Source organism: Streptosporangium album (genome assembly GCF_014203795.1).
Classification (GTDB): domain Bacteria; phylum Actinomycetota; class Actinomycetes; order Streptosporangiales; family Streptosporangiaceae; genus Streptosporangium; species Streptosporangium album.
In genome coordinates this window covers 4144398-4164920 of record NZ_JACHJU010000001.1, presented here as the reverse complement: position 1 = coordinate 4164920, position 20523 = coordinate 4144398, and the positions used below count along the sequence as shown (strand labels likewise).

Annotated in this window: 17 protein-coding genes; 4 read left to right on the top strand and 13 right to left on the bottom strand. The window is 72.6% G+C overall.

Going from position 1 to position 20523, the window contains the following annotated elements; genetic code table 11:
• The first annotated feature begins 20 nt into the window (after window positions 1-20).
• Together FHR32_RS20180 and FHR32_RS20175 are read left to right on the top strand one after the other, a co-directional pair.
• The gene (locus FHR32_RS20180) at window positions 21-1424 is read left to right on the top strand and encodes an AlkA N-terminal domain-containing protein (protein ID WP_184755712.1); all 1404 of its coding nucleotides are present in this window, start codon (window positions 21-23) and stop codon (window positions 1422-1424) included.
• Entirely contained in the window at window positions 1421-1936 is a 516-nt protein-coding gene (locus tag FHR32_RS20175; RefSeq protein ID WP_184755711.1) for a methylated-DNA--[protein]-cysteine S-methyltransferase, read from the top strand. The genes FHR32_RS20180 and FHR32_RS20175 overlap by 4 nt, the downstream gene beginning before the upstream one ends.
• A gap of 4 nt (window positions 1937-1940) precedes the next feature.
• On the opposite strand, the gene FHR32_RS20170 is transcribed toward FHR32_RS20175, so the two are convergent.
• The 12 genes from FHR32_RS20170 to FHR32_RS20115 form a co-directional block, all read right to left on the bottom strand.
• Complete coding sequence (locus FHR32_RS20170) at window positions 1941-2915, bottom strand: hypothetical protein (RefSeq protein WP_246466229.1); 975 nt, start codon at window positions 2913-2915, stop codon at window positions 1941-1943.
• Complete coding sequence (locus FHR32_RS20165; RefSeq protein ID WP_184755709.1) at window positions 2912-3709, bottom strand: hypothetical protein; 798 nt, start codon at window positions 3707-3709, stop codon at window positions 2912-2914. Before FHR32_RS20165 ends, FHR32_RS20170 begins: the two co-directional genes overlap by 4 nt.
• Window positions 3679-6450, bottom strand: coding sequence for a bacterial transcriptional activator domain-containing protein (locus tag FHR32_RS20160; RefSeq protein ID WP_184755708.1), 2772 nt, complete (start codon window positions 6448-6450; stop codon window positions 3679-3681). The genes FHR32_RS20165 and FHR32_RS20160 overlap by 31 nt, the downstream gene beginning before the upstream one ends.
• Window positions 6451-6553: 103 nt before the next feature.
• On the bottom strand, window positions 6554-6982 hold the full coding sequence (locus tag FHR32_RS20155; protein WP_246466227.1) for an Rv3654c family TadE-like protein: 429 nt from the start codon (window positions 6980-6982) through the stop codon (window positions 6554-6556).
• Window positions 6979-7392, bottom strand: a complete 414-nt coding sequence (locus FHR32_RS20150; RefSeq protein WP_184755707.1) for a TadE/TadG family type IV pilus assembly protein — start codon at window positions 7390-7392, stop codon at window positions 6979-6981. Before FHR32_RS20150 ends, FHR32_RS20155 begins: the two co-directional genes overlap by 4 nt.
• Entirely contained in the window at window positions 7383-7802 is a 420-nt protein-coding gene (locus tag FHR32_RS20145) for a TadE/TadG family type IV pilus assembly protein (protein WP_312882498.1), read from the bottom strand. The genes FHR32_RS20150 and FHR32_RS20145 overlap by 10 nt, the downstream gene beginning before the upstream one ends.
• Entirely contained in the window at window positions 7792-8061 is a 270-nt protein-coding gene (locus FHR32_RS20140) for a Flp family type IVb pilin (RefSeq protein WP_184755705.1), read from the bottom strand. The genes FHR32_RS20145 and FHR32_RS20140 overlap by 11 nt, the downstream gene beginning before the upstream one ends.
• Window positions 8062-8063: 2 nt before the next feature.
• Window positions 8064-8999 (bottom strand): type II secretion system F family protein, encoded by a 936-nt coding sequence (locus FHR32_RS20135; protein WP_184755704.1) that lies wholly within the window; start codon window positions 8997-8999, stop codon window positions 8064-8066.
• On the bottom strand, window positions 8992-9879 hold the full coding sequence (locus FHR32_RS20130) for a type II secretion system F family protein (RefSeq protein ID WP_184755703.1): 888 nt from the start codon (window positions 9877-9879) through the stop codon (window positions 8992-8994). The genes FHR32_RS20135 and FHR32_RS20130 overlap by 8 nt, the downstream gene beginning before the upstream one ends.
• Window positions 9876-11177 (bottom strand): TadA family conjugal transfer-associated ATPase, encoded by a 1302-nt coding sequence (locus FHR32_RS20125; RefSeq protein WP_184755702.1) that lies wholly within the window; start codon window positions 11175-11177, stop codon window positions 9876-9878. The genes FHR32_RS20130 and FHR32_RS20125 overlap by 4 nt, the downstream gene beginning before the upstream one ends.
• Window positions 11174-11929, bottom strand: a complete 756-nt coding sequence (locus FHR32_RS20120) for a CpaE/TadZ family protein (protein ID WP_184755701.1) — start codon at window positions 11927-11929, stop codon at window positions 11174-11176. The genes FHR32_RS20125 and FHR32_RS20120 overlap by 4 nt, the downstream gene beginning before the upstream one ends.
• Window position 11930: 1 nt before the next feature.
• The gene (locus FHR32_RS20115; RefSeq protein ID WP_221465481.1) at window positions 11931-12632 is read right to left on the bottom strand and encodes a hypothetical protein; all 702 of its coding nucleotides are present in this window, start codon (window positions 12630-12632) and stop codon (window positions 11931-11933) included.
• Window positions 12633-13396: 764 nt separating this feature from the next.
• On the opposite strand from FHR32_RS20115, the gene FHR32_RS20110 reads away from it, so the two are divergent.
• Entirely contained in the window at window positions 13397-17983 is a 4587-nt protein-coding gene (locus tag FHR32_RS20110) for a type VII secretion EssC family protein (protein ID WP_184755699.1), read from the top strand.
• A 45-nt stretch (window positions 17984-18028) separates the two neighbouring features.
• On the opposite strand, the gene FHR32_RS20105 is transcribed toward FHR32_RS20110, so the two are convergent.
• Window positions 18029-18301, bottom strand: a complete 273-nt coding sequence (locus tag FHR32_RS20105) for a WXG100 family type VII secretion target (protein ID WP_184755698.1) — start codon at window positions 18299-18301, stop codon at window positions 18029-18031.
• A 336-nt stretch (window positions 18302-18637) separates the two neighbouring features.
• On the opposite strand from FHR32_RS20105, the gene FHR32_RS20100 reads away from it, so the two are divergent.
• Window positions 18638-20392, top strand: coding sequence for an acetyl/propionyl/methylcrotonyl-CoA carboxylase subunit alpha (locus FHR32_RS20100; protein ID WP_184756609.1), 1755 nt, complete (start codon window positions 18638-18640; stop codon window positions 20390-20392).
• The last annotated feature ends 131 nt before the right edge of the window (window positions 20393-20523 follow it).

Here is a 20523-nt window from a genome sequence, read left to right as displayed (position 1 = left end):
CTGGGGATAACGTCGTTGATGTGTCCGTCGAAAAGCTTGACTTCAATTCCTGCTACCGCGCGGTGGCCGCCCGGGACGCCCGGTTCGACGGGCGGTTCTACACGGCGGTCACCTCCACACGCATCTACTGCCGCCCGATCTGCCCGGCACGCACACCCGCCTCCCGCAACGTGCGCTTCTACCGCCATGCGGCCTCCGCCGAGGCCGCCGGCTTCCGGCCCTGCAAGCGGTGCCGTCCGGAGCTCAGCCCCGGAGACCCCGGCTGGGACTACCGGGGCGACCTGATCGGCCGGTCACTCCGGCTGATCGACGAGGGAGTGGCCGACGACGGGGGCGTCGCGAAGCTGGCCTCGCGGCTGCACATCACCGAGCGGCACCTGCACCGGCTGTTCACCGCCGAGATCGGCGTCGGACCGCTGGCCGTGGCCCGGACGAAGCGGCTGCTGCTGGCCAAGCAGCTGCTGACGGAGACCGGGCTACCGATCACCGACGTGGCGTTCGCGTCGGGGTTCGGCAGCGTGCGGCAGTTCAACGCGACCATGAAGGAGACCTACGGCTTCACCCCCGGCGAGCTGCGGGCCACGGCGGGCCGGGCCGTCACCGACAGCTCGCTGACGCTCCGGCTGCACCGGCGCGAGCCGTACGACGCGCAGACGCTGATGCGGTTCCTGGCCGGACGGGCGATCCCCGGACTGGAGCACGTCGACGAGACGGGCTACAGCCGCGCCGTCCCGGGTGGCACGATCACCCTCACCCCGCTGCCCGGCCACGTCCGGCTGGAGGTGCGCCTCGACGACACCCGCCACCTGGCCCGTGTCGTCGCCCGCTGCCGCCGCCTGCTCGACCTCGACGCCGACCCCGAGGCCATCGCCGACGCCCTCGGGGAGACGTCCCTGGCCCCACTCATCGCGGCCCGCCCCGGCCTGCGGGTCCCCGGAGCCTGGGACGGCTTCGAGGTGGCCGTCCGCGCCGTGGTCGGCCAGCAGATCTCCGTCACCGGCGCCCGCACCATCCTCGGCCGTATCACCGCCCGCGCCGGCCGCCCCGCCGTCGCGGAGGGGTTCACCCACCTGTTCCCCACCGCCGCCGAGCTCCTGGAGGCCGATCTCGACGGCCTCGGGCTGACCGGACGGCGGGTGACCACGCTGAAGGCGCTCGCCGCGAAGGTGGCGGGCGAGGAGATCGACCTGGACGGGGCCCAGGATCCGGGAGAGACCATGGCCGGCCTGCTGGAGGTCTCGGGGATCGGACGGTGGACGGCCGGTTACATCGCGCTACGGGCACTGCGTGACCCGGACGCGTGGCCCGAGGGTGACCTCGGGCTGCGGCGGGCCATGGCGTGCCTGGGCATCCCGGAGGACCACATCGAGCGGTGGCGGCCCTGGCGGGCCTACGCCGCACTACACCTATGGAGCACGGAATGATCGAGGCACAGACACTTCCCACGCCCACCGGCCCACTGGCCCTGCTGGCACACGAGGGGACCATCGTCGCGGCGGGCTTCACCGCCGACCCGCACGAGATGTTCGTCCGGCTCTCGCCCCGGCTCCAGGCACACGGGCTCACCCGGGTGGAGGACCTGGGACACGCGGCGCAGGCCGTACGGGACTATCTGGACGGCGACCTGGCCGCCCTCGACAAGGTCGAGGTGGAGCAGCCGGGAACGCCCACCCGGCATCGGCTCCTGACGGCGCTGCGGGAGGTCCCCGCGGGGACCACGATCAGCTACGCCGAGCTCGCCGAGCGGGCGGGGCTGCCGAGGACGGCGGCCAGGGCGGCGGGGTCGGCGTGCGCGCAGAACCTGATCGCGCCGTTCGTCCCCTGCCACCGCATCCTGCCGTCCACCGGCGGCTTCGGCGGCTACTACTACGGCACGCCGGTCAAGCGCTGGCTGCTCACCCACGAGAAGGCTCTGGCGCCGGCCCTCGCGCTGTGACCGCTCACTCCGAGCCCCTGACGGTGGTCTGCACCTCGCCCACCTCGACGTCGCGAGTGGCGGCGACCTGGATGGGGTCGTAGGCGACGGGCACCACGTTGTCCTGCACCGCGACGTTCCAGACGGAGGTGACGGTCAGCGTGTAGACGTCGCGCGGCTGGTCGGCCGAGGCGCGCAGGTAGGTGACGCCACAGGTGAACGTCTTGCCCTTGGCGTACGGCGTGCCGGTCGGCCCGCAGCCGCCCTCCGCCTTGGCGGGGGCGTCGCCCGTCTTGGCGGGGGCGGAGCCCGCCCCCTTCACCTCGGCGCGGTCGTCGCTCGTCCCCGATTCGATCGTGAGGTCGCTCAGGGTGGCGACCACGGTCGCGCTCATGACCCCGGGCAGCGTCGCGGTCACCGACCTGGTGGTCTCACCGGCGTTGTCGAGCCAGACCCAGGTCGGCAGGTTGACGTAGCTCCTGACGTCCGGGTTCAGCTTGATCTTCGGCTCGGGCACAGTCAGCGCGGCGCGGGCGATGTCGGCGAGTTCGGCGAGGGTGATCCCGCCCGGGGGGGTCGTGTTGGGCGGCACGAACACGTAGGTGTCCATCGCCATCTGGCAGCTCAGCCCCTTGGGATCGGACGAGTCGTGGGCGATCGTCCACCAGCGCCCCTCCTTGCCGAGCTTCTCCTTGAACGGCTCAAGGGTCTCCGAGCGCGTCTTCGGCTCATACGGGTCGACGCGCGTCGTCTTCTGCTGGAAATCCATCATGCCCTCGGCATCTTGGGCCGGCTCGTACCAGCAGGGACGTTTGAGCCGATAGCCGTCGCTCTTCCCTCCCGCGCCGTCCCCGCTGATGACGATCTGGGAGTTCTTCAGGCTGAGCCTGGACGTCCTCCCGTCCTGACTGCTCTGGACCTGGACGTCTTGGCCGCCACCGCCACCACCCGGATCCGAGGCGAGCAACATCAACCCCGCAACGACCACATTCATGATCATCGAACACATCCCTTCGCGGGTTCACTGGGAAGTTCGGCATGTTGGAGTAATTTGATCCGCCAGACCCCGTCGTCGCCCCGCCGCAGCCCGACGAGCTGGAAGAAGGGCTTCCTGGTCCAGGCGGGCTGAGGGCGGACCGCCTTGCCGGTCCCCGAGTCCAGGAGTCGCATCCTCGTCTCGTCCACGCACGCGTGCAGCACCGCTCCACGGCCGGTGACGGAGCTGACGTTCAGCGCGTACAGCCGGGAGGTCCCGCGCACCGACCTGTGCTGGTCCAGGAACTCCCTGACCCACCGGTACGCGTCCGAACTCGCGTCGTCCTGGACCACCTGGAGGTAGGCGGTGTCCTGCCCCCCGGTGAGGACCGACTTGAACGATCCGGCCCGGTAGTCACGGAGGGCCTCGATCATCCCCGTGATGTCCTGGTCGGCCGTGACGGGCCACTCGACCACCACCCGGACGCCGGGCGCGACCCGGACCGTCTCCGTCCTCGGACCCGCCGGCCCCGTAGGAGCGACCACGGCCTGCCCCGACGCGCCCGGATCACCGGCCGGGAGGTCGGAGGGGGTGAACGGCCTGGGCGCCGGCGCGGAACAGCCCACGGAGACCAGCAGGGTCAGCGCGGTCACCACCCGCACGGCCGCCACGCCGGGGACACTCGGCGCACGGAGCCATCGGCACGCGCGGACCGGCATGGTTCCGTGCCTTCCCGGCCCGCCGCCCGCCCCCCTGCCTGCCATGGGCGCCCGGCCTGTCGCCCCGCTCATGCCGTCGGCGCCGATCGCATCCGCCACGAGGGCAGCAGCTCGTCGACGAGCGCCTCCGTCTCCGGCGCCATCCCACCCCCGTCGGCATGGCCGGGGCGACGGTGCAGAGCCTCGACCACGGCACGCATGCGGCCGGGGTCGCCGGTGAGGTGGGTGGCGCGGAGCAGATCCCGCCAGAGCCCCTCGTCGTCTCCGGCCAGCAGCAGCCCGGCTCGCACCGCCGCGACGGCCTGGGAGGCCTCGTTGTTGGCCAGCCGCACCTCGCAGAGCCGGTGGGCGGCGTCCGCGACCCCGGCGTTCACGTCGTACTCCAGGTCGTCGGCGGCCAGCCAGGCGTAACGGCCGCGCGGCCGGCCGTTCAGCAGCGGGCCGCGCACCAGGTTCAGGGCCTTCTCCAGAAGTACGGCGCGCAGCGGGGCGTCCACGTGCGACCGGCGGACGAAGTCGCGGAAGAGCATCCAGTCGGTCCGCACCTCGGGTCCGAGACGCAACCGTCCCGACTCGTCGGTGAAGAGGTTGGGCCGTCCGGCGCTGTCGGTGCCCAGCCACGCGACGACCCGGGCGATCGTGGCGTCCCTGACCACGGCCTGCACGCCCCTCGGCCAGAGGATGCCGCCGAGCACGACCGGATGGACGCCACCCGGGTGGGTCGCCAGGTAGACGACGAGCTCGACGGCGATCGCGGCCCGCCCCTCCTCCATCGGCGACGGGCCGGTGATCTCGACCGGGCCGAGGATCCGCACCTCGATCGAGGGCGTCTGCGTGACCGGTGCCAGCTCGTCGGAAAGGGGCTCCCCGTCGAGCCGTCCGGCGGTGTTGAACAGGTCGACCAGCGCCCGGTAGTGGCGGCGGGGCAGGAGCTGCGCGGCCACCTCGAACCCGAGCGCGTCCACGGTGGCGCGGCCGTCCTCGGTGATCTTCCAATTCCAGGTGGCGTGCGGGACATCGCCCGCCACGACGTAGCCGGCGGCCGTCCGGACGCCCTTCCTGGCGAGCAGGGCGAGACGCCGGCCCTCGTCGGCACTCGGGGCGACCGCGGACAGCACGTAGTGCGGGGGCCAGATCGGGTCGGCGGCGCGGCCGTGGATCCGGCCGGTGAGCACGTCACCGCCGTGGCCGCGCTCGCCGGCCGCGGCCTCCAGTTCGGGCAGCACCTCGGCCAGGCTGCCCGCGTAGCGGACCCGGTCGGGGGCGATCACGGTCAGCTCCTCCCCGAAGCCGACGAGCGTGATGCGCATCCGGTCCGACCAGCGGTTGGTGGCCAGCTCCACCGCGAGCGCGGCCAGGGCGGCGGTGCTCTGGGCACCCGTCAGGCTGATCAGCCCGTGGGCCGCCTCAAGGTCGACGAGCACCCGCCCCCCGTCGTTGGAGCCCAGCGAGACCAGGCCCGGGTACGGCGCGGGCGCCCCGGCGAGCCCCTGCTCGTCGAGCATGCGGCCCTCGTGGGCCGGCAGCCGCCACACCTGGCCGCCGTCGTGGGCGGCCCAGGGCGTGGGGGCGTTGAGGTCGGGCGGGTGGATCCACAGGTCGAGGGTCCGCGAGGACAGGTGCGCGGCGTAGATCGTGGGCGGGACGCGGTTCTGGGCGGCCAGGGATCTGCCGAGGAGGCGCAGCCCGATGTCCAGCATCCGGCTGCCCGGAGCGTCGGCGCCGAGCCGTAGCGCCAGCTCCGCCTGGGCCGCGTCGTCCCTTGGCCGGACGATCCGGTGCCCGAACGCCCGGTACCACAGCTGCTGCCGGCGTCTGCGGCCGAGCGCGGCCAGCAGCCCGGCCGCCGCCAGCGAGGCTCCCGCCAGGTAGTCGAGCATCCCGAGCCCCGTGTCCTGCGCGGCGGGGTCGGTGACCACGGCCGGCTCCCGGCCGTTGCCGCCCGGATGTTCGGTGACCGTCTCCCGGGGAGACCTCCGCTCCGCGGGGTGGGAGACCTCCGGCCGGACCTCCACCGGAACGTCCAGGCGGCCGGGGGTGAAGGTCTGAGTGTGGCCGTCGAGCTCGGCCGGCCTGTCCGGGTGGTCCTTGAGAGTGGCGTCGCGGGGCTGGGTGGCCGGGACGATGTGGACGTTCCTGGCGTCGGCCGGCATGTCCAGGACCCAGCCGGGCCTGATCAGGTCGGCCATGTGGAGGCGACTGCCGTCGGGCTGCTCCTTGTGCTGGTTGAGGCGGTAGATCTCCGGATAGCGCCGGCCGTCGCCGAGACACTTGTCGGCGATCTCCCACAGGCTCTCGTGGTGCCGTCCGTGTGGCGGCTGCACCACGTAGACCTTCTTGGCCTTCTCCACCGGCACCAGCGGCGCCCGCTCCTCGGCGATCGGTGCGGACAGCGCGACGGAGGCGGCGGCCGGGCGATCGGCGGGCAGGCCGCCCGCCCTCGCGATCGGCACGACGACCGCCGACACGGTGAACAGCAGCAACACCGCGGAGACCAGCCGGTTGGCCAGCATCTGGGTGCCCCCGGACAGCGGCACCCTGGCCGGCATGCCGACCCGCCGCAGCCCGGCGTAGACCTCGACGACCACGCAGACGGCGAGCTGCAGCCACGCCAGCCAGACCAGCAGGACGAGGATCGCGACGATCGTGCCCGTGCCGACCTGGCTGGTCAGCAGGTCGATGTCGAGCAGTTCCGGCGGGATCGGCGGCCCGGCCAGCCGGAGCAGGGCATAGGGGACCCCGCCGAGGAGCCCGAGCAGCGCCACCAGCGCACCGAGCCCGGCGAGCAGGTCACCGGCGGTGCGTCTGGGCCTGATGCGCATGGGCTGTCGCGTGGGCATGGGTCTCCCTTCCCGTCCAGATTCGTCGTCCTTCACCCGCTCGGCCAGCGCTTCGCGGCAATTGGTCTGGGGCGTTCGGCACGGCCCGTCCCTCCAGCGGCTGTCAGACGTCCTCCCCGATGTCCGGACCGGCGGTGGCCTCGGCCTCCATCTCGGAACCGGGGAAGCCGAAGGCGGCGAGGAAGAACGCCTTCCACGCCACCGAGACCCGTACGGTGACCTCGGCCTGGCCCCCGCCCGCCGTGCACTGGGCGAGTTGGACCTCGTCGACGGTGTGGGCCGAGACGATCTCCTCGGCCTTGCCACAGGCGGTGCCCTCGTCCAGCAGGCGGGCCTGGCCGGTGGCGCGCAGGTGCTCCTCGTCGATCTGGTCGGCGGCCGACCGGGCCGCCTGCTCGGCGATGTCGGCCGCCCGCAGCCGGGCGTTGATGGCGGCCCCGCCGTCGACCAGGAGCCCGGCCAGCAGGAAGACCGCCACTGAGAAGATCACCGTGAAGACCGACATCGACCCCCGGTCACCGGCGCGGCTCATTCCTCGACCCTCCGGTACTGCTCCAGCGGGACCACCGAGTCGCCCTTCATGTCCTTGGCGGCGCCGAACCCGAGGAAGTCCAGGTTCAGCGAGCAGGTCACCTCGGCCCTGACCTGGCCGCCCTCCTCCCATTTCGAACCGGCCAGGCTCACCTCGGGCTCGCAGTCGCCCGACAGCGACTCCCTGGCGGCCGCTTCGGCGGCGGCCTCGGCGTCGGACATGGCGCGCTCGACCGAGGCGGCCCTGGCGGCGTCCCTGGCCGCGCCGTTGACCTCGCCCTGGGCCTCCACCACCCGGCCGGCGCCCACCAGGAAGAGCAGGAACAGCAGGAAGACCGGGGCCAGCAGCACCGTCTCGGCCGTCAGCGACCCGCGCTCACCACCGGAGCAGGCCGGGAAGGTCACGGGCATCCCTCGCTCCCGTCGTCGGGGCGGAAGCACTCGATCGGGCCGCCGAACCGTGAGGTGATGGTGAACGTCGTGGACGGCAGCAGCGGGACGACCTGGACCGCCGTCGCGGTGATCTCGACGCCTCGCTGGTCGCCCTCCTCCCAGGCCGTGACGGTGGCGCCGTCGAGGAGCTTCGGGCCGACGGCCTTGAGCACCTCGTCGGCCCGTGCCGTGGCGTCGCTCTCCCAGGAGTCGGTGTCGACCCGGGCGAGCCGGGCCCCTTCCCTGGCGGCGGCGTCGGTCACCTGCCGTCCGTGGAACCAGAGGGCGAACTGCACGACGAGCAGGATGACGGCCAGCACCACCGGCATGATCATCGCTAGCTCGATGACGGCGGCGCCCCGCTGCCGGTCACGGCGGTCAGCCGTCACCCTGGTCACCTCCGGTGCCACCGCCACCGCCACCGCCACCACCACCGCCGCCGCCGCCGAACTGGTTGGAGATCTCGGTCTGCTGGTTCTGGACCAGGGTCCTGATGAGCGTGGCGAGACCGAGCGCGACCCCGGCGATGATGGCCGTGATGATGACCCACTCGACGGCCGAGGCCCCCCGGGTGGGGGCGTTGCGCGCCTTGTCGATCCGTACTCTCAGGAGTGCGGTCGTGTAGACGATCCACGGATGGCTCAACATGGTCAGAACCCCACCATCTTCATAGCGGCCGGAAAACTCAGAAAGATCACGAAGCCGGCGCAGAGCAGGAGCTGGGCGACGAGCATCGACTGGGAGCGCTCACCCGCCTGTCCCTCCACTTCGGCGAGTTCACGGCGGCGCAGGGTCGCCGCGCGGGCGGTAAGAGAGGCACGGACCTTGGCGCCGTCGTCGGCGACCAGCCCGAGCGCGGCGGACAGGTCACGCAGCTCGTCCACATTGATCTCGTCGCCGAGCTGCCCGAGGGCCTGCCAGGGGGTGATGCCGACGATCCGGGCGTTGCCGAGCGCCTCACGGATCCGGGTCATCGCCCAGTTGACCCCCTCGTCGCCGGCGTCCGGGGTGCCCACCGAGACCGCCATCATCAGCGCCTCCGGCACACCGCGCCCGCCCGCCAGGTTCATCGCGACGAGGTCCAGGAAGGCTCCGACGACGTGCCGGAAGTCACGGCGCATCCGGGCGGCGTCCCGTTTGATCTGCAGGTCGGGCAGGACGAAGAAGACTCCGGCGACGGCGAGGGCGGCCCACAGCGGGATGGTGAGCGAGATGCCCAGCTCCATCAGCAGCAGCCAGCCGACCAGCAGCGGGAACGCCAGCAGCCCGGAGGCGGCCAGCAGCATCTTGGTGGCCAGGAACCCCTCGAACGACTTGCCGAGCAGGGCCAGGTCCGCCTTCGCTGAGTGGGCCTCCCAGCCCCGGGCGGCGTAGAAACGCGCCAGCCGCACGCCCAGCCCCCGCCGGAAGGAGCTGACCTCCTCGTCGGGCAGGATGAGCTGCATGCGCGGGGCGGCCGTGCCCTCCCTGGCCGCGTCGAGTGCCAGCAGCCGCGTCACCAGTCCCGGCCGGGCCGGGAACAGCGCCCGGATCAGCAGGAACAGGCCCACTCCGAGCACCGCCCCCGCGAGCAGCGGTTCAGTCATCGCGCACCTCGCCTCCGGAGGGCAGGCCCAGCAGGCGGGCGGGCTTGTCGAAACGGGCCAGGCGGCGCATCCAGGCGAAGCCGGCGCCGAAGAACCCGGCGACCACCACGAGAACGGCCTGGCCGAGGGTGCTGTCGTACTCCTGGACGTAGGAGGGGTTGAACACCACCAGCGAGACGGCGAAGGCGATGGCCGTACCGACCACGATCTGCACGCTGCGCCGCGTGGAGCGGCGCTCGGCCTCGACCCGGCGGCGCATGTCGAGCTCTTCGCGGGCGGAGACGGCGAGTGCGCCCAGCACCTCGCGCAGGCCGGGGCCGCGAAGCTTGGAGTTGAGGATCAGCGCGGCCACGACCAGGTCGGCCGAGGGGTCGTCGAGCTCCTCGGCGAACAGCCGGAGCGCGTCGGGCAGCGGCATCCGGGTGTGCAGGCGGTCCACCAGCGCGAGCAGGTGCGGGCGGAGCATGGGCGCCGCCGCCCGGATCGAGGACGGGATCGCCTGCTCCAGGCCCGCGGCTCCGGCGATGGTGTCGCGGAGCGACTCGGTCCAGGCGGCCAGCCCCTCCAGCCGTCGCATCGCCGTGCGCTCCTCGGCGGCACCGCCGGACAGCCCCCGCCATCCCAGGGCCAGGAGCACGGCCCCCACCGCCATGACCGGCCAGCCGGTCACCACCAGCACGAGCAGGCCGGCGACGGCACCTGCCGCGAACCGGGTGGACAGGGCCCGGACGAACTCGCGCCTGCCGGCCTTCTTCCCCGGGGCGGAGGGCCGGGGGCGCGTGCCGTACAGGGAGAGGGCGAGCAGGAACAGCCCGGCGCCGACCGCCGCCCCGGCCAGCAGCGTCAGCGGGTCGAACAGCCCGGGCGGGACAGCGGTCATGACCAGCCCCCCGGGTCGTAGCCGTGGTGGGCGAGCTCCTCCATGCAGGACAGGGGGGCGTGCGGCAGCACCCGGCCGTCGGGGGAGAGCGCGAACACCTCCGAGGAGAGCACCCGGCCGTCCACGCCCGCCACCTCGCGCACGCTCGACACGAAGCGTCGCAGCCTCCCGCCCGCGGCGTACTCGTTGCGCTTCTCGATGAAGACCACGAAGTCGATCGCGCCCGCGATGAGCATGTGGGTCGCGTCGATCGGCAGGCGTTCGGTGGCCTGGAGGGCGTAGGTGGCGATGCGGTTGAAGACCTCCATCGAGGAGTTGGCGTGGATGGTGGAGAGCGAGCCGTCGTTGCCCTGGGTCATCGCGTTGAGCATGGTGACGATCTCGTCGCCGAGCACCTCACCGACGATCACCCGGGACGGGTTCATCCGCAGCGAGCGGCGGACCAGCTCGGCCATGGTGATCTCGCCCTGGCCCTCGGAGTTGGGCAGCCTCTGCTCGAAGGCCACCACGTTGGGGTGGAGCTCGGAGAACTGGTCGAGGCCGAGCTCCAGCGCGCGTTCCACGGTGATCAGCCGTTCGGACGGCGGGATCTCGTTGGCCAGCGCGCGCAGCAGGGTGGTCTTCCCCGCGTTGGTGGAGCCGGAGATCATGATGTTCTTCCTGGCCGCCACGGCGGCCGAGAGGAAACGGCCCAGCTCGGCGGTGAGCGTGCCGTTTCCCACCAGGTCGCTGAGGAAGACCTTGCCCAGCCGGGAACGGCGGATGGAGATGGACGGGCGGATCGTCACGTCCATCACCGCCGAGAGCCGGGAGCCGTCCGGCAGGCGCAGGTCGAGCTGGGGGTTGGCGGTGTCGAACGGCCTGCTGGACAGGCCGCTGTAGGCGGCGAGGATCTGGATCAGCTCGACCAGCTCCTCGTCGGACTCGGCCACCGGCTCACGCATGATCTCCTGGCCGTCGGCGTAGCCGACGAAGACCCGGTCACAGCCGTTGATGTCGATGTTCTCGACCTCGGGGTCGTCCAGCAGCGGCTGCAGGCGGCCGACGCCGAACAGCGCCGCGTGGATCCCGGCGGCGAGCCCCTCCTCCTCCTCCGCCGTGGGGGGAGTCCGGCCGACACCGATCTCGCCGCGCGCGAACTCCTCCAGGACCTGCGCGATCAGCGCGCGGGCGAACTGGCGCTCGTCCTCGCCGCTCATCGGCACCAGGCCGCTGGCCTGGTCCAGGCGGCGCTGGTGGGCCAGCCGGTCGCCGACCTCCTGCCGGAAACGCTTCACCAGCGTGTGGTCGATGGTCATGCGGCGGGCTCCGGGGCGCGGATCTGGGCGGCCAGGCGGCCCGCGAGCTCCCGGGCGGTGCGGATCAGCAGGGAGCGGTCCAGGCGTCCGCCCCACTGGCCGCGCAGCAGCTCCGCGCCCTTGGGGTCGTGGGCGAGCCCGCTCACGAAGGCGACCTCCCGGCCCGTGGTGGCGACGATCCGGCGGACCTCGTCGATCGTCGTGCGGTACTGCCGGGGGTCGGCGATCACCACCACCCCGACCTGCGGGGTCCGGGGCATGATCTGCAGGCGTTCTCGCAGGTGGGCGACGTGGTCCAGGCTCGCCCTGGTGAACAGCACCACCATCGCGGCCTCGGCCGTCAACTCGGCCTGCTCGGGGTGCGCGCCGAGCCGGCCGCAGTCGGCCAGCACGTCGGCATGGGGCATCGCGGCCAGTGCCCGGCCCAGCGGGCTCCACAGCCAGGTGAGTCCGGCGGCCTGTTCGCCGTGGGTCAGCCCGGCCAGCACGTCGAGACCTCCCACGATCTTCTGGGTGTGCTCGTGGATCTGGTCGGGCTGCAGGCCGCGGCGGGCCATGGCGCCCAGGGTGAGCAGGCCGCGGGCGGGGTTGAGCACGCCGCCGTCGGCGGCGGGGAGGCGGTAGGCGATGTCCCCTCCGGCCGGGTCGCACTCGGCGAGCAGCACCGGGCGCGGCCAGATCGCGCCGAGTGCGGTGGCCGCCGTGGTCACACCCGGCGCCCCCTTGTCTGCGGCCAGCACGATGAGGGCCACGTCAGCGCGCTCCCGGAAGCTCGGCCAGGGCGATCTCGCCGTTGGAGGCGTAGGCGGTGATCGTCGGCGACACCGTGGCGTCCACGATGATCGTCACCTGGCCGGACGGGCCGTTCCTCCCCGAGGTCCCGACGCTTTGGACGAGCGCGGCCTGCGCGAGCACGCGGCCCTGGGCGTCGGCGGCCCCGCCCCGCCCCGGCACGTGGATGACCTGGACCCGGTCGCCCTGAGCCAGCCCCGAGGGGAGCTGGCCGGGTTTGAGGGCCAGACCCACCCGTGCCTTGCCCGGACCCAGCTCCGCGCTTGAGGAGACGACCATCTCCCTGGTCAGGAGGGTTCCGGGCAGCAAAGTGACGCGGGCGTAGTTTTCCGCGACGCGGGGACGGTCGGCATAGGAGACGTAGCCGATGCCGGTGTCGGCGATCTGGACCTCCTGCATCGCGGCCAGGGGAATGCGCTGGCCGGTGCCGACCTGCTGGGTGATCTGGATCGCCGAGACCCGGTCTCCGCTGCGCAGGACCAGCAGTGTGGTGGCGAGGGCGCCGCCCAGGATGAGCAGCAGGGCGAGAGCAGCGAGCGCGGGCCTGCGCTCGCGTGGGGGGACGGGGAGTTTGCGCGAGGCCGGTCCGGAAAGGGCGCCCGCCGAGCCTTGCCGCTCGGCGTTCACCGGCGGACGGCCTGCTGGCTTCTCGCTGGTCCTCATGGGCAGGGGGTCTCCCAGAGTGATCACAAATATAGGGACTACTGGTTGAATTTACGCCATTATGCGCACCGTGCCGATGAACTGCCGGACAAAAGCCAGGACCCATGCTCGTTTGATAGGAACAGGTCTGTCAACGTGGGTGGAGAGGAAACTGGCGGCCCGGATAGGTGACAGGAGACTTATCCGGGTGATAAGGGTCCAGATTAACTTGAGTAACAACCCCACCAATATTTACACACACCATTCCGCCGGATGCCGCATTCCCTTCACCTCGCCACCGGAAGGCGGCATGCCTCCGGTCGCTCCGCCCCTGTTCGGACCGGGAAAACCGCTATGTCATGACCATCCAGTCTGATCGTGCATGAAGCCGTACGTATCCGGCTTCTCCGCCGGGGATTCGGTCACCACGGCACCGGACGCGGCGGCCGGGAATCCGGAGAGGCGGCCGAGGTCGCCTCCGTGACCGGCGCGGACGCCCGGCGGACGCCGGGGAGGACCGCCGCGTTCCAGGCCATGCCCCGGGGGCGACGGAAAACGACGGGGTCCTGCCGAGTTTTCCACAGCTCCGGACGTGCTTCTTCGGAGCCCTACATCCACAAAAGCCCATTAAGAACGACATAACCGGTCAACATCGCCCGATAGTTGTCCACAGGTTGACATGTTTTCCACACACCTGCTCCCGCCCATGGCATTGCCGCAAACAGCTCCTCCTGGACCGTTCCCACTCTGTACCTTGGATCCGGGTCGACCCGAGGAGAGCGGCGATGCGGATCATGCTCACCGTGCTCAGCGAGCACGCCGACCGCGATGTCGTGGTCGAGGGCGACGAGACGACCACGGTGGCGCGGCTTGCCGAGTCGCTGGCCGGGCAGGGTGGCGAGCGACCGACCAACGTGGTGCGGCTGACACGGAGCAAGGCCCCCTACGGGCTGGGCCACGACTCCCCCGGCGCCACCCCCCCGACGCTCTGGCTGGACGGCCGCCCCCTGGATCCCGGCGCCCCCGCGCTCGGCCTGCTCCGCGACGGCGACCTCGTCACCCTCGACCGTGACCTGGCCGGGGCGACGGTGGCCGAGGAGCCCGGCGGCATCGTGGAGGTCCGGGTGGTCGGCGGGCCCGCCGCCGGGTCCGTGCACCGCCTCAGCCTGGGCGTCCACACCGTCGGCTCCGACCCCGCCTGCGCGGTGGCCGTCCCGGACGGCCGGCTGCCCGGCCAGGCCGCCGTGATCAGGCTCACCCCCGACGCCATCACCGTGGAGCCCGTGGCGGAAGCCGGCCCCCTCCTGGACCGCGAGCCCCTCGAAGGACCCGCACCGTGGCCCGAGCACGCCGTGCTGACCTGCGGCGCGACCGTGCTGACCCTGAAGACCGTGGAGCCCCCCGACGCGCACCTGGACGCTCAGCCCGACGGGGGGCTCGCCTACAACCGGCCACCCCGGCTCCGCGCCCCGGGCAGCGGGCGGCGGTTCGAGGTCCCGGCCGAGCCGAAGCGCGCCGAGACCATGCGGCTTCAGCTGCTGACCGCGTTCCTGCCCGCCGCGCTGGGGCTGGCCATGGCATGGGCGCTCCATGTCTGGTACTACCTGCTGATCGCCCTGATGACTCCATTGATCATGTTCGGCCAGTGGTGGAGCGACCGGCGGCACGGCCGCAAGCAGTACCGCCAGCAGGTCAAGCAGTACAAGGAACGGCTGAAGTCCTTCGAGGCCGCCGTGGAGGAGGCCCGCGCCGCCGACGAGGCCGAGCGCCGGGCCGCCGCCCCCGACCCCGCCGAGCTGCTGCTCACCGCGACCGGCCCCCGCCGGCGGCTGTGGGAACGCCGCGACCACGACCCCGACGCGCTCCGCCTGCGGGTCGGTCTCGCCGACCTCCCCGCCGGCATCGAGTTCACCCCGGAACGCTCCGCCGCGGCCGACACCCCGCTGCCCGACCCTCCCGACTGCCACGCGGTGCCGGTGGCGCTGGCGATGCGCCGCCTGGGCGTCGCCGGCCTGACCGGGCCACGGCAGACGACGGCCGGGCTGGCCCGCTGGCTGGTCGGCCAGGCCGCCGCCCTGCACAGCCCGCGCGACCTGGCGATCGTGGTGCTCAGCGCGCACGGCGACGGAAGCGAGCGCTGGAACTGGGTCCGCTGGCTGCCGCACTGCGCCCCGCACGGCGGCGAGGACTGCGTGGCGCTGGTCGGGGCCGACCCGGAGGCCGCCGCCCGCCGGGTGAGCGAGCTGACCACGCTGATCGACGGACGGCTCGGCGAGGAGGACAGTCCGTTGATCAAGCTGGGCCGCATCCCGACCGGCTGGGGCGACCTCGGCGGCAGCCCGGAGCAGGCGGAGCCCGCCCCGGTCTACGACGAGCGCCCTTACGACGTGCTGGTCGTCCTGGACGGCGCCCAGGTCCTGCGCGCGCTGCCCGGCATGCCGCAGGTGCTCCGCCAGGGCCCCCGGGCCGGCGTCTACACCCTGGCCATCGACGACGACCAGCGGCTGCTGCCCGAGGAGTGCGCCACCGTCGCCGACGTGACCGGCGACGGCCGCCTGCGGCTGCGCGGCGGCGGCCTGGACGACCTCGGCGAGATCCTCGCCGACCAGGTCTCGGCCACCTGGTGCGACCGGCTCGCCCGCTCCCTGGCCCCGATCCGCGACGTGAGCAGGGACGACGCGAGCCTCGCCCTGCCCTCCTCCGCACGGCTGCTGGAGTTGCTGGAGCTGCCCTCGGTTTCGGGTGCGGCCCTGGCCGGGCGCTGGGGCCGCACCACCAAGGCCGTGATCGGGGTCGGCCCCGACGGCCCCTTCTCCGTCGACCTGCGCGTGGACGGCCCGCACGCGCTCATCGCGGGCACCACGGGCGCGGGCAAGTCGGAGCTGCTGCAGACCCTGATCTGCTCGCTCGCCGTGGCCAACCGGCCGGACGAGATGACGTTCGTGCTGATCGACTACAAGGGCGGGGCCGCCTTCAAGGAGTGCGTACGGCTCCCGCACACGGTCGGCATGGTCAGCGACCTGGACGGCCACCTGACGCAGCGGGCTCTGGCCTCCCTGGCCGCCGAGATCCGCCGCCGGGAACGGCTGCTGCTGGCCGCCGGGGCGAAGGACATCGAGGACTACCACGAGCTCCGTGACGCGCAGACGGCCCGCGCCTCCCGCGACCTCCTCGTCGCCGGCGGCAGGGCACCGGCCAGACCCCTGCGGGGGCGCGCCGAGCCGCCCGCGGCGCTGCCCCGGCTGGTGTTGGTCATCGACGAGTTCGCGGCCATGGTCAGCGAGCTGCCCGACTTCATGACCGGGCTGGTGGACATCGCCAGGCGGGGCCGCTCGCTCGGCATCCACCTCATCCTGGCCACCCAGCGGCCCGGCGGCGTGGTCACCGCCGACATCCAGGCGAACACCTCGCTGCGGATCGCGCTGCGGGTGACGGAGGCGGCCGAATCCACCGACGTCATCGGCCGTCCGGAGGCCTCGCACATCCCCAAGTCCGCTCCCGGCCGGTGCTATGTGAAGTCGGGCGCGGGTGCGGCGGCGGCCGTGCAGACGGCCCGGATCGGCGGACGGAGCCCGGGGAGCCTCACCAGCGTCAGGGCACGGGTGACGGAGGTCGGCTGGCGGGCCCTGGGGCAGCCGCCGCTCGCGCCCGAGGCGGCCGCCGAGGGGGCACACGTCACCGACCTGTCCATCCTCGCCGACGCCCTGGTCGACGCCGCCCGCATCGCCGGGGTGCCGGAACAGCCCAGCCCCTGGCTCGCGCCGCTGGGCGACCTCGTGGTCGCTCCCGGACTCACCGGCGTGCCCGGTGGCGCGCCGCCGTACCGGGCCGGGGCCGAGGAGGTGCCGCCACTGGTGTTCGGGGTGACGGACCTGCCCTGGGCGCAGGACCGGCGGGCGCTGGCGCTGGACATCGCGCACGGCGGGCACCTGCTGCTCGCGGGCGCCTCACGGAGCGGACGGTCCACCGCGCTGCGCACGCTGGCGGGGGCGATCGCGGCGGGAGCGTCCCCCGGGGACGTGCACGTGCACGCGATCGACTGCGGCTCGGGGGCGCTGCTGCCGCTGATGGCGCTGCCGCACTGCGGGGCGGTGGTGACCCGCGACCAGCTCGACCGGGTGGAGCGGCTGCTGACCCGCCTGCGCACCGAGATCGGGCGGCGCCAGCAACTGCTCGCAGAGGCCGGATACGCCTCGCTGGCCGAGCTGCGCGCCGTCCCCGGAGGGCTGCGGCTGCCCTGGCTGGTGCTGATGCTCGACCGGTGGGAGGGGTTCGTCGCCGCGTTCGAGGGCTACGACTACGGGCGGCTGATCGAGTCGTTGATGCAGCTGCTCCGGGAGGGTCCGGCGGTCGGGCTGCGCGCCGTGGTGACGGGCGACCGGTCGGCTCTGATCGGGCAGATCTCCACGGTCTTCGACGACCGGTTGATCATGCGGCTGGCCGACCCCGCCGACTACGGTCTGGCAGGGCTGCCCGTCAAGGACCTGCCCGCCACGCTCGCCCCCGGCCGCGCCCTGGCGACCGGCGAGCACGGCATCGTCGAGAGCCAGATCTCCCTGCTCTGCGACGACCCCTCCGGCCCGGCCCAGGTCGGTGCGCTCCAGGCGCTGACCCGTGCGGTGCCGGCCCGTTTCCCCGGGGACGTGGGTGCGGCGGGGCCCGGCGGCTGGGTCTGGGACTCCGAGCCGCCCCTGCGGGTGGACGCGCTGCCGATGCGGATCACCGCGGCGCAGGCGCTGGAGCTGTCCCCCTCCTTCACGCCCCCCTCGCCCCTGTGGGCGCTGCTCGGCGCCGGAGGCGACTCGCTGGCCCCGCTCGGCGTCGACCTGCTCGCCCACGGGCCCGGTGCGGTCGTGGCCGGCCCGCCCAGGTCCGGCCGCTCCTCGGCCCTGCTGACCGCCGCCCACTCCCTGCTGGCCCGGGGCACGCCGGTGGTCCTGGTCACGCCCCGGCGCAGCCCGCTGCGCGCGATGGCGGACACCCCGGGGGTGCTGGCCGTGCTCGACGCGGACGGCGATCTGACCGGAGCCCTGGCGGGGCAGGAGCGCTATGTGGTGATCGTCGACGACGCCGAGTTGATCTCCGCTGACAGTCCTCTCGGCGCCGCCCTGGAGCAGGTGCTCCGGACCGGCCGCGACGGCGAGCACGGCCTGATCATCGGGGGCGCCACCGGCGACCTGACGACCGCCTACCGCGGCTTCGCCGCCGAGGCCCGCAAGGCCCGCACGGGTCTGCTGCTGGCGGCGCAGAGCCCCGCCGACGGCGACCTCTTCACGATCCGGCTCCCCCGCGGCGCGGTCGGCGGCCCACCCGGCCGCGGTCTGCTGGTCACCCTGGGGTCGGTGACCCCCGTCCAGACGGCCCTCACATGAACAGACGCCCCGGACCAGGTGGGCCGGGGCGTCTGCGGGGTGCCGCTAACGCGTGGCGGACTCGATGTTGCCGCGGTAGGTGTTGATGACCCGGGAGGCCTCGGCGAGCTCTTCGGACATCCGCTGGAAGGCCGCGCGATAGTTCTGCCAGGCCTCGGTGAAACGCTGGGCGCCGGGGCCGGTCCAGGCGGTGCCGACTTTGGCCGCCTCCCGGTCCAGGGCGGCCATCGTGGCCCGCACCTGGTCGGCCTGCTGGGTGAACTGGGTGGCCATCTGCTGCATTTCCGCGGGATTGCCGCCGAGCAAGTTCTGGCTCATGCCAGTCTCCTTCGGGATCGGTGTCGGGGGGCTCGCCAAACGAAATCACGATAGGCGAGTGGATCACAGTGATACCGGGATTATGCCGAGCGGATATGGACCTTCCCGGACACGTGAAGGAGGTAACGTTCCTTTTCTTATTGATTTTTCGTGATGTAACGAGTTAAGGGCGATGTATGAGATTGCGGTGACAAGTGAAGTCCGCCGGGAAGAGGGGATCCGGCGGGGCGCGCTCGGCCGGTGGCCCCGACGGGGCCTCGCGATCAGAAGGCGCTTACACTCCCTTGGAGGCCCGCAGGCCCCCATTCGCAGATGTCAAGGAAGGGAATGACGTCGGTGCAGAAGGTCCTGATCGCCAACCGTGGTGAGATCGCCGTGCGGATCGCCCGCGCATGCAAGGACGCCGGCCTGACCGGCGTCGCCGTCTACGCCGACCAGGACCTCGACGCCCTGCACGTCCGCGTGGCCGACGAGGCCCACGCCCTCGGCGGCACCACCCCCGCCGACACCTACCTCGACATCACCAAACTACTGCGCATCGCCCGCACCAGCGGCGCCGACGCCGTCCACCCCGGCTACGGCTTCCTCGCCGAGAACGCCACCTTCGCCCAAGCCGTCCTCGACGCCGGCCTGACCTGGATCGGCCCACCCCCAGCCGCGATCACCGCCCTCGGCGACAAAGTCGCCGCCCGCCACATCGCCCACGCCGTAGGCGCCCCCCTCGTCGCCGGCACCACCGACCCCGTCTCCGGCCCCGAGGAAGTCACCGCCTTCGCCCGGCAACACGGCCTGCCCATCGCGATCAAAGCCGCCTACGGCGGCGGCGGACGCGGCCTCAAAGTCGCCCGCACCCTGGCCGAGATCCCCGACCTCTACGACTCAGCCGTCCGCGAGGCCATCACCGCCTTCGGCCGCGGCGAATGCTTCGTCGAACGCTACCTCGACCGCCCCCGCCACGTGGAAACCCAGTGCCTGGCCGACACCCACGGAAACGTCGTGGTGGTCTCCACCCGCGACTGCTCCCTGCAACGCCGCCACCAAAAACTCGTCGAAGAAGCCCCCGCCCCCTTCCTGAGCCCCGAACAACACGCGCTGCTGACCACCAGCTCCAAAGCGATCCTGCGCCAAGCCGGCTACCACGGCGCCGGCACCTGCGAATTCCTCATCGGCCAAGACGGCACGATCTCCTTCCTGGAGGTCAACACCCGCCTGCAGGTCGAACACCCCGTCACCGAGGAAGTCGCCGGCCTGGACCTGGTCCGCGAGATGTTCCGCATCGCCGACGGCGAACCCCTGGGCTACGACGACCCCGCCCCCCGCGGCCACTCCATCGAGTTCCGCATCAACGCCGAAGACGCCGGCCGCGCCTTCCTGCCCGCCCCCGGCACCATCACCGCGCTCCGCGCCCCCGCCGGCCCCGGCGTGCGCCTGGACGCCGGCTACGAGGCCGGCATGACCGTCCCGGGCGCCTTCGACTCCCTGATCGCCAAACTCATCGTCACCGGCCGCACCCGCCAAGAAGCCCTGCAACGCTCCCGGCGGGCCCTGGCCGAGTTCACCATCGAGGGCATGCCCACCGTCTTGCCCTTCCACCAGGCCGTGGTCAACGACCCCGACTTCACCGACGACCCCTTCCGGGTGCACACCCGCTGGATCGAGACCGACTTCGACAACCAGATCCCACCCCACACCGCACCGATCGCCGCCCCCGGACAGCCGGCCGGACGCGAGAGCGTCACCGTCGAGGTCGGCGGCAAACGCCTGGAAGTGGTCCTTCCCGCCGGATTCGGCACCCCCGCACCCGGCACCGGCACCGGGGCCAGGGCGCCGCGGCGGACCGGCCGCGGCACGGGCGCCACGACCGCCGCGGGCGGCGACAGCCTCATCAGCCCGATGCAGGGCACCATCGTCAAGGTGGTGGCCACCGACGGCGACAGCGTCACCACCGGCGATGTCATCGTGGTGCTGGAAGCGATGAAGATGGAACAGCCGCTGACCGCGCACAAGACCGGTACCGTCACCGGTCTGAGCGCCGCCACCGGTCAGAGCGTCACCGCCGGCGCCGTCATCTGCGACATCAAGGACACCTGACCGTTCCACGCACCAGGGCCGCCCCCTTCTCACGGGGGCGGCCCCCCTGGACCGCCCGGCATCGGCGTCAGCCGCATTCATGATTTATGACAGCGTCCCGCCCCATCCGTTACTTTACGATCAACAAACGG

Coding starts and splice junctions, on each gene's coding strand:
- FHR32_RS20175 (WP_184755711.1), top strand. CDS start 1,421: ATGATCGAGGCACAGACACTTCCCACGCCCACCGGCCCACTGGCCCTG.
- FHR32_RS20170 (WP_246466229.1), bottom strand. CDS start 2,915: ATGATCATGAATGTGGTCGTTGCGGGGTTGATGTTGCTCGCCTCGGAT.
- FHR32_RS20160 (WP_184755708.1), bottom strand. CDS start 6,450: ATGCCCACGCGACAGCCCATGCGCATCAGGCCCAGACGCACCGCCGGT.
- FHR32_RS20155 (WP_246466227.1), bottom strand. CDS start 6,982: ATGAGCCGCGCCGGTGACCGGGGGTCGATGTCGGTCTTCACGGTGATC.
- FHR32_RS20150 (WP_184755707.1), bottom strand. CDS start 7,392: ATGCCCGTGACCTTCCCGGCCTGCTCCGGTGGTGAGCGCGGGTCGCTG.
- FHR32_RS20140 (WP_184755705.1), bottom strand. CDS start 8,061: ATGTTGAGCCATCCGTGGATCGTCTACACGACCGCACTCCTGAGAGTA.
- FHR32_RS20135 (WP_184755704.1), bottom strand. CDS start 8,999: ATGACTGAACCGCTGCTCGCGGGGGCGGTGCTCGGAGTGGGCCTGTTC.
- FHR32_RS20130 (WP_184755703.1), bottom strand. CDS start 9,879: ATGACCGCTGTCCCGCCCGGGCTGTTCGACCCGCTGACGCTGCTGGCC.
- FHR32_RS20125 (WP_184755702.1), bottom strand. CDS start 11,177: ATGACCATCGACCACACGCTGGTGAAGCGTTTCCGGCAGGAGGTCGGC.
- FHR32_RS20115 (WP_221465481.1), bottom strand. CDS start 12,632: ATGAGGACCAGCGAGAAGCCAGCAGGCCGTCCGCCGGTGAACGCCGAG.
- FHR32_RS20110 (WP_184755699.1), top strand. CDS start 13,397: ATGCGGATCATGCTCACCGTGCTCAGCGAGCACGCCGACCGCGATGTC.
- FHR32_RS20105 (WP_184755698.1), bottom strand. CDS start 18,301: ATGAGCCAGAACTTGCTCGGCGGCAATCCCGCGGAAATGCAGCAGATG.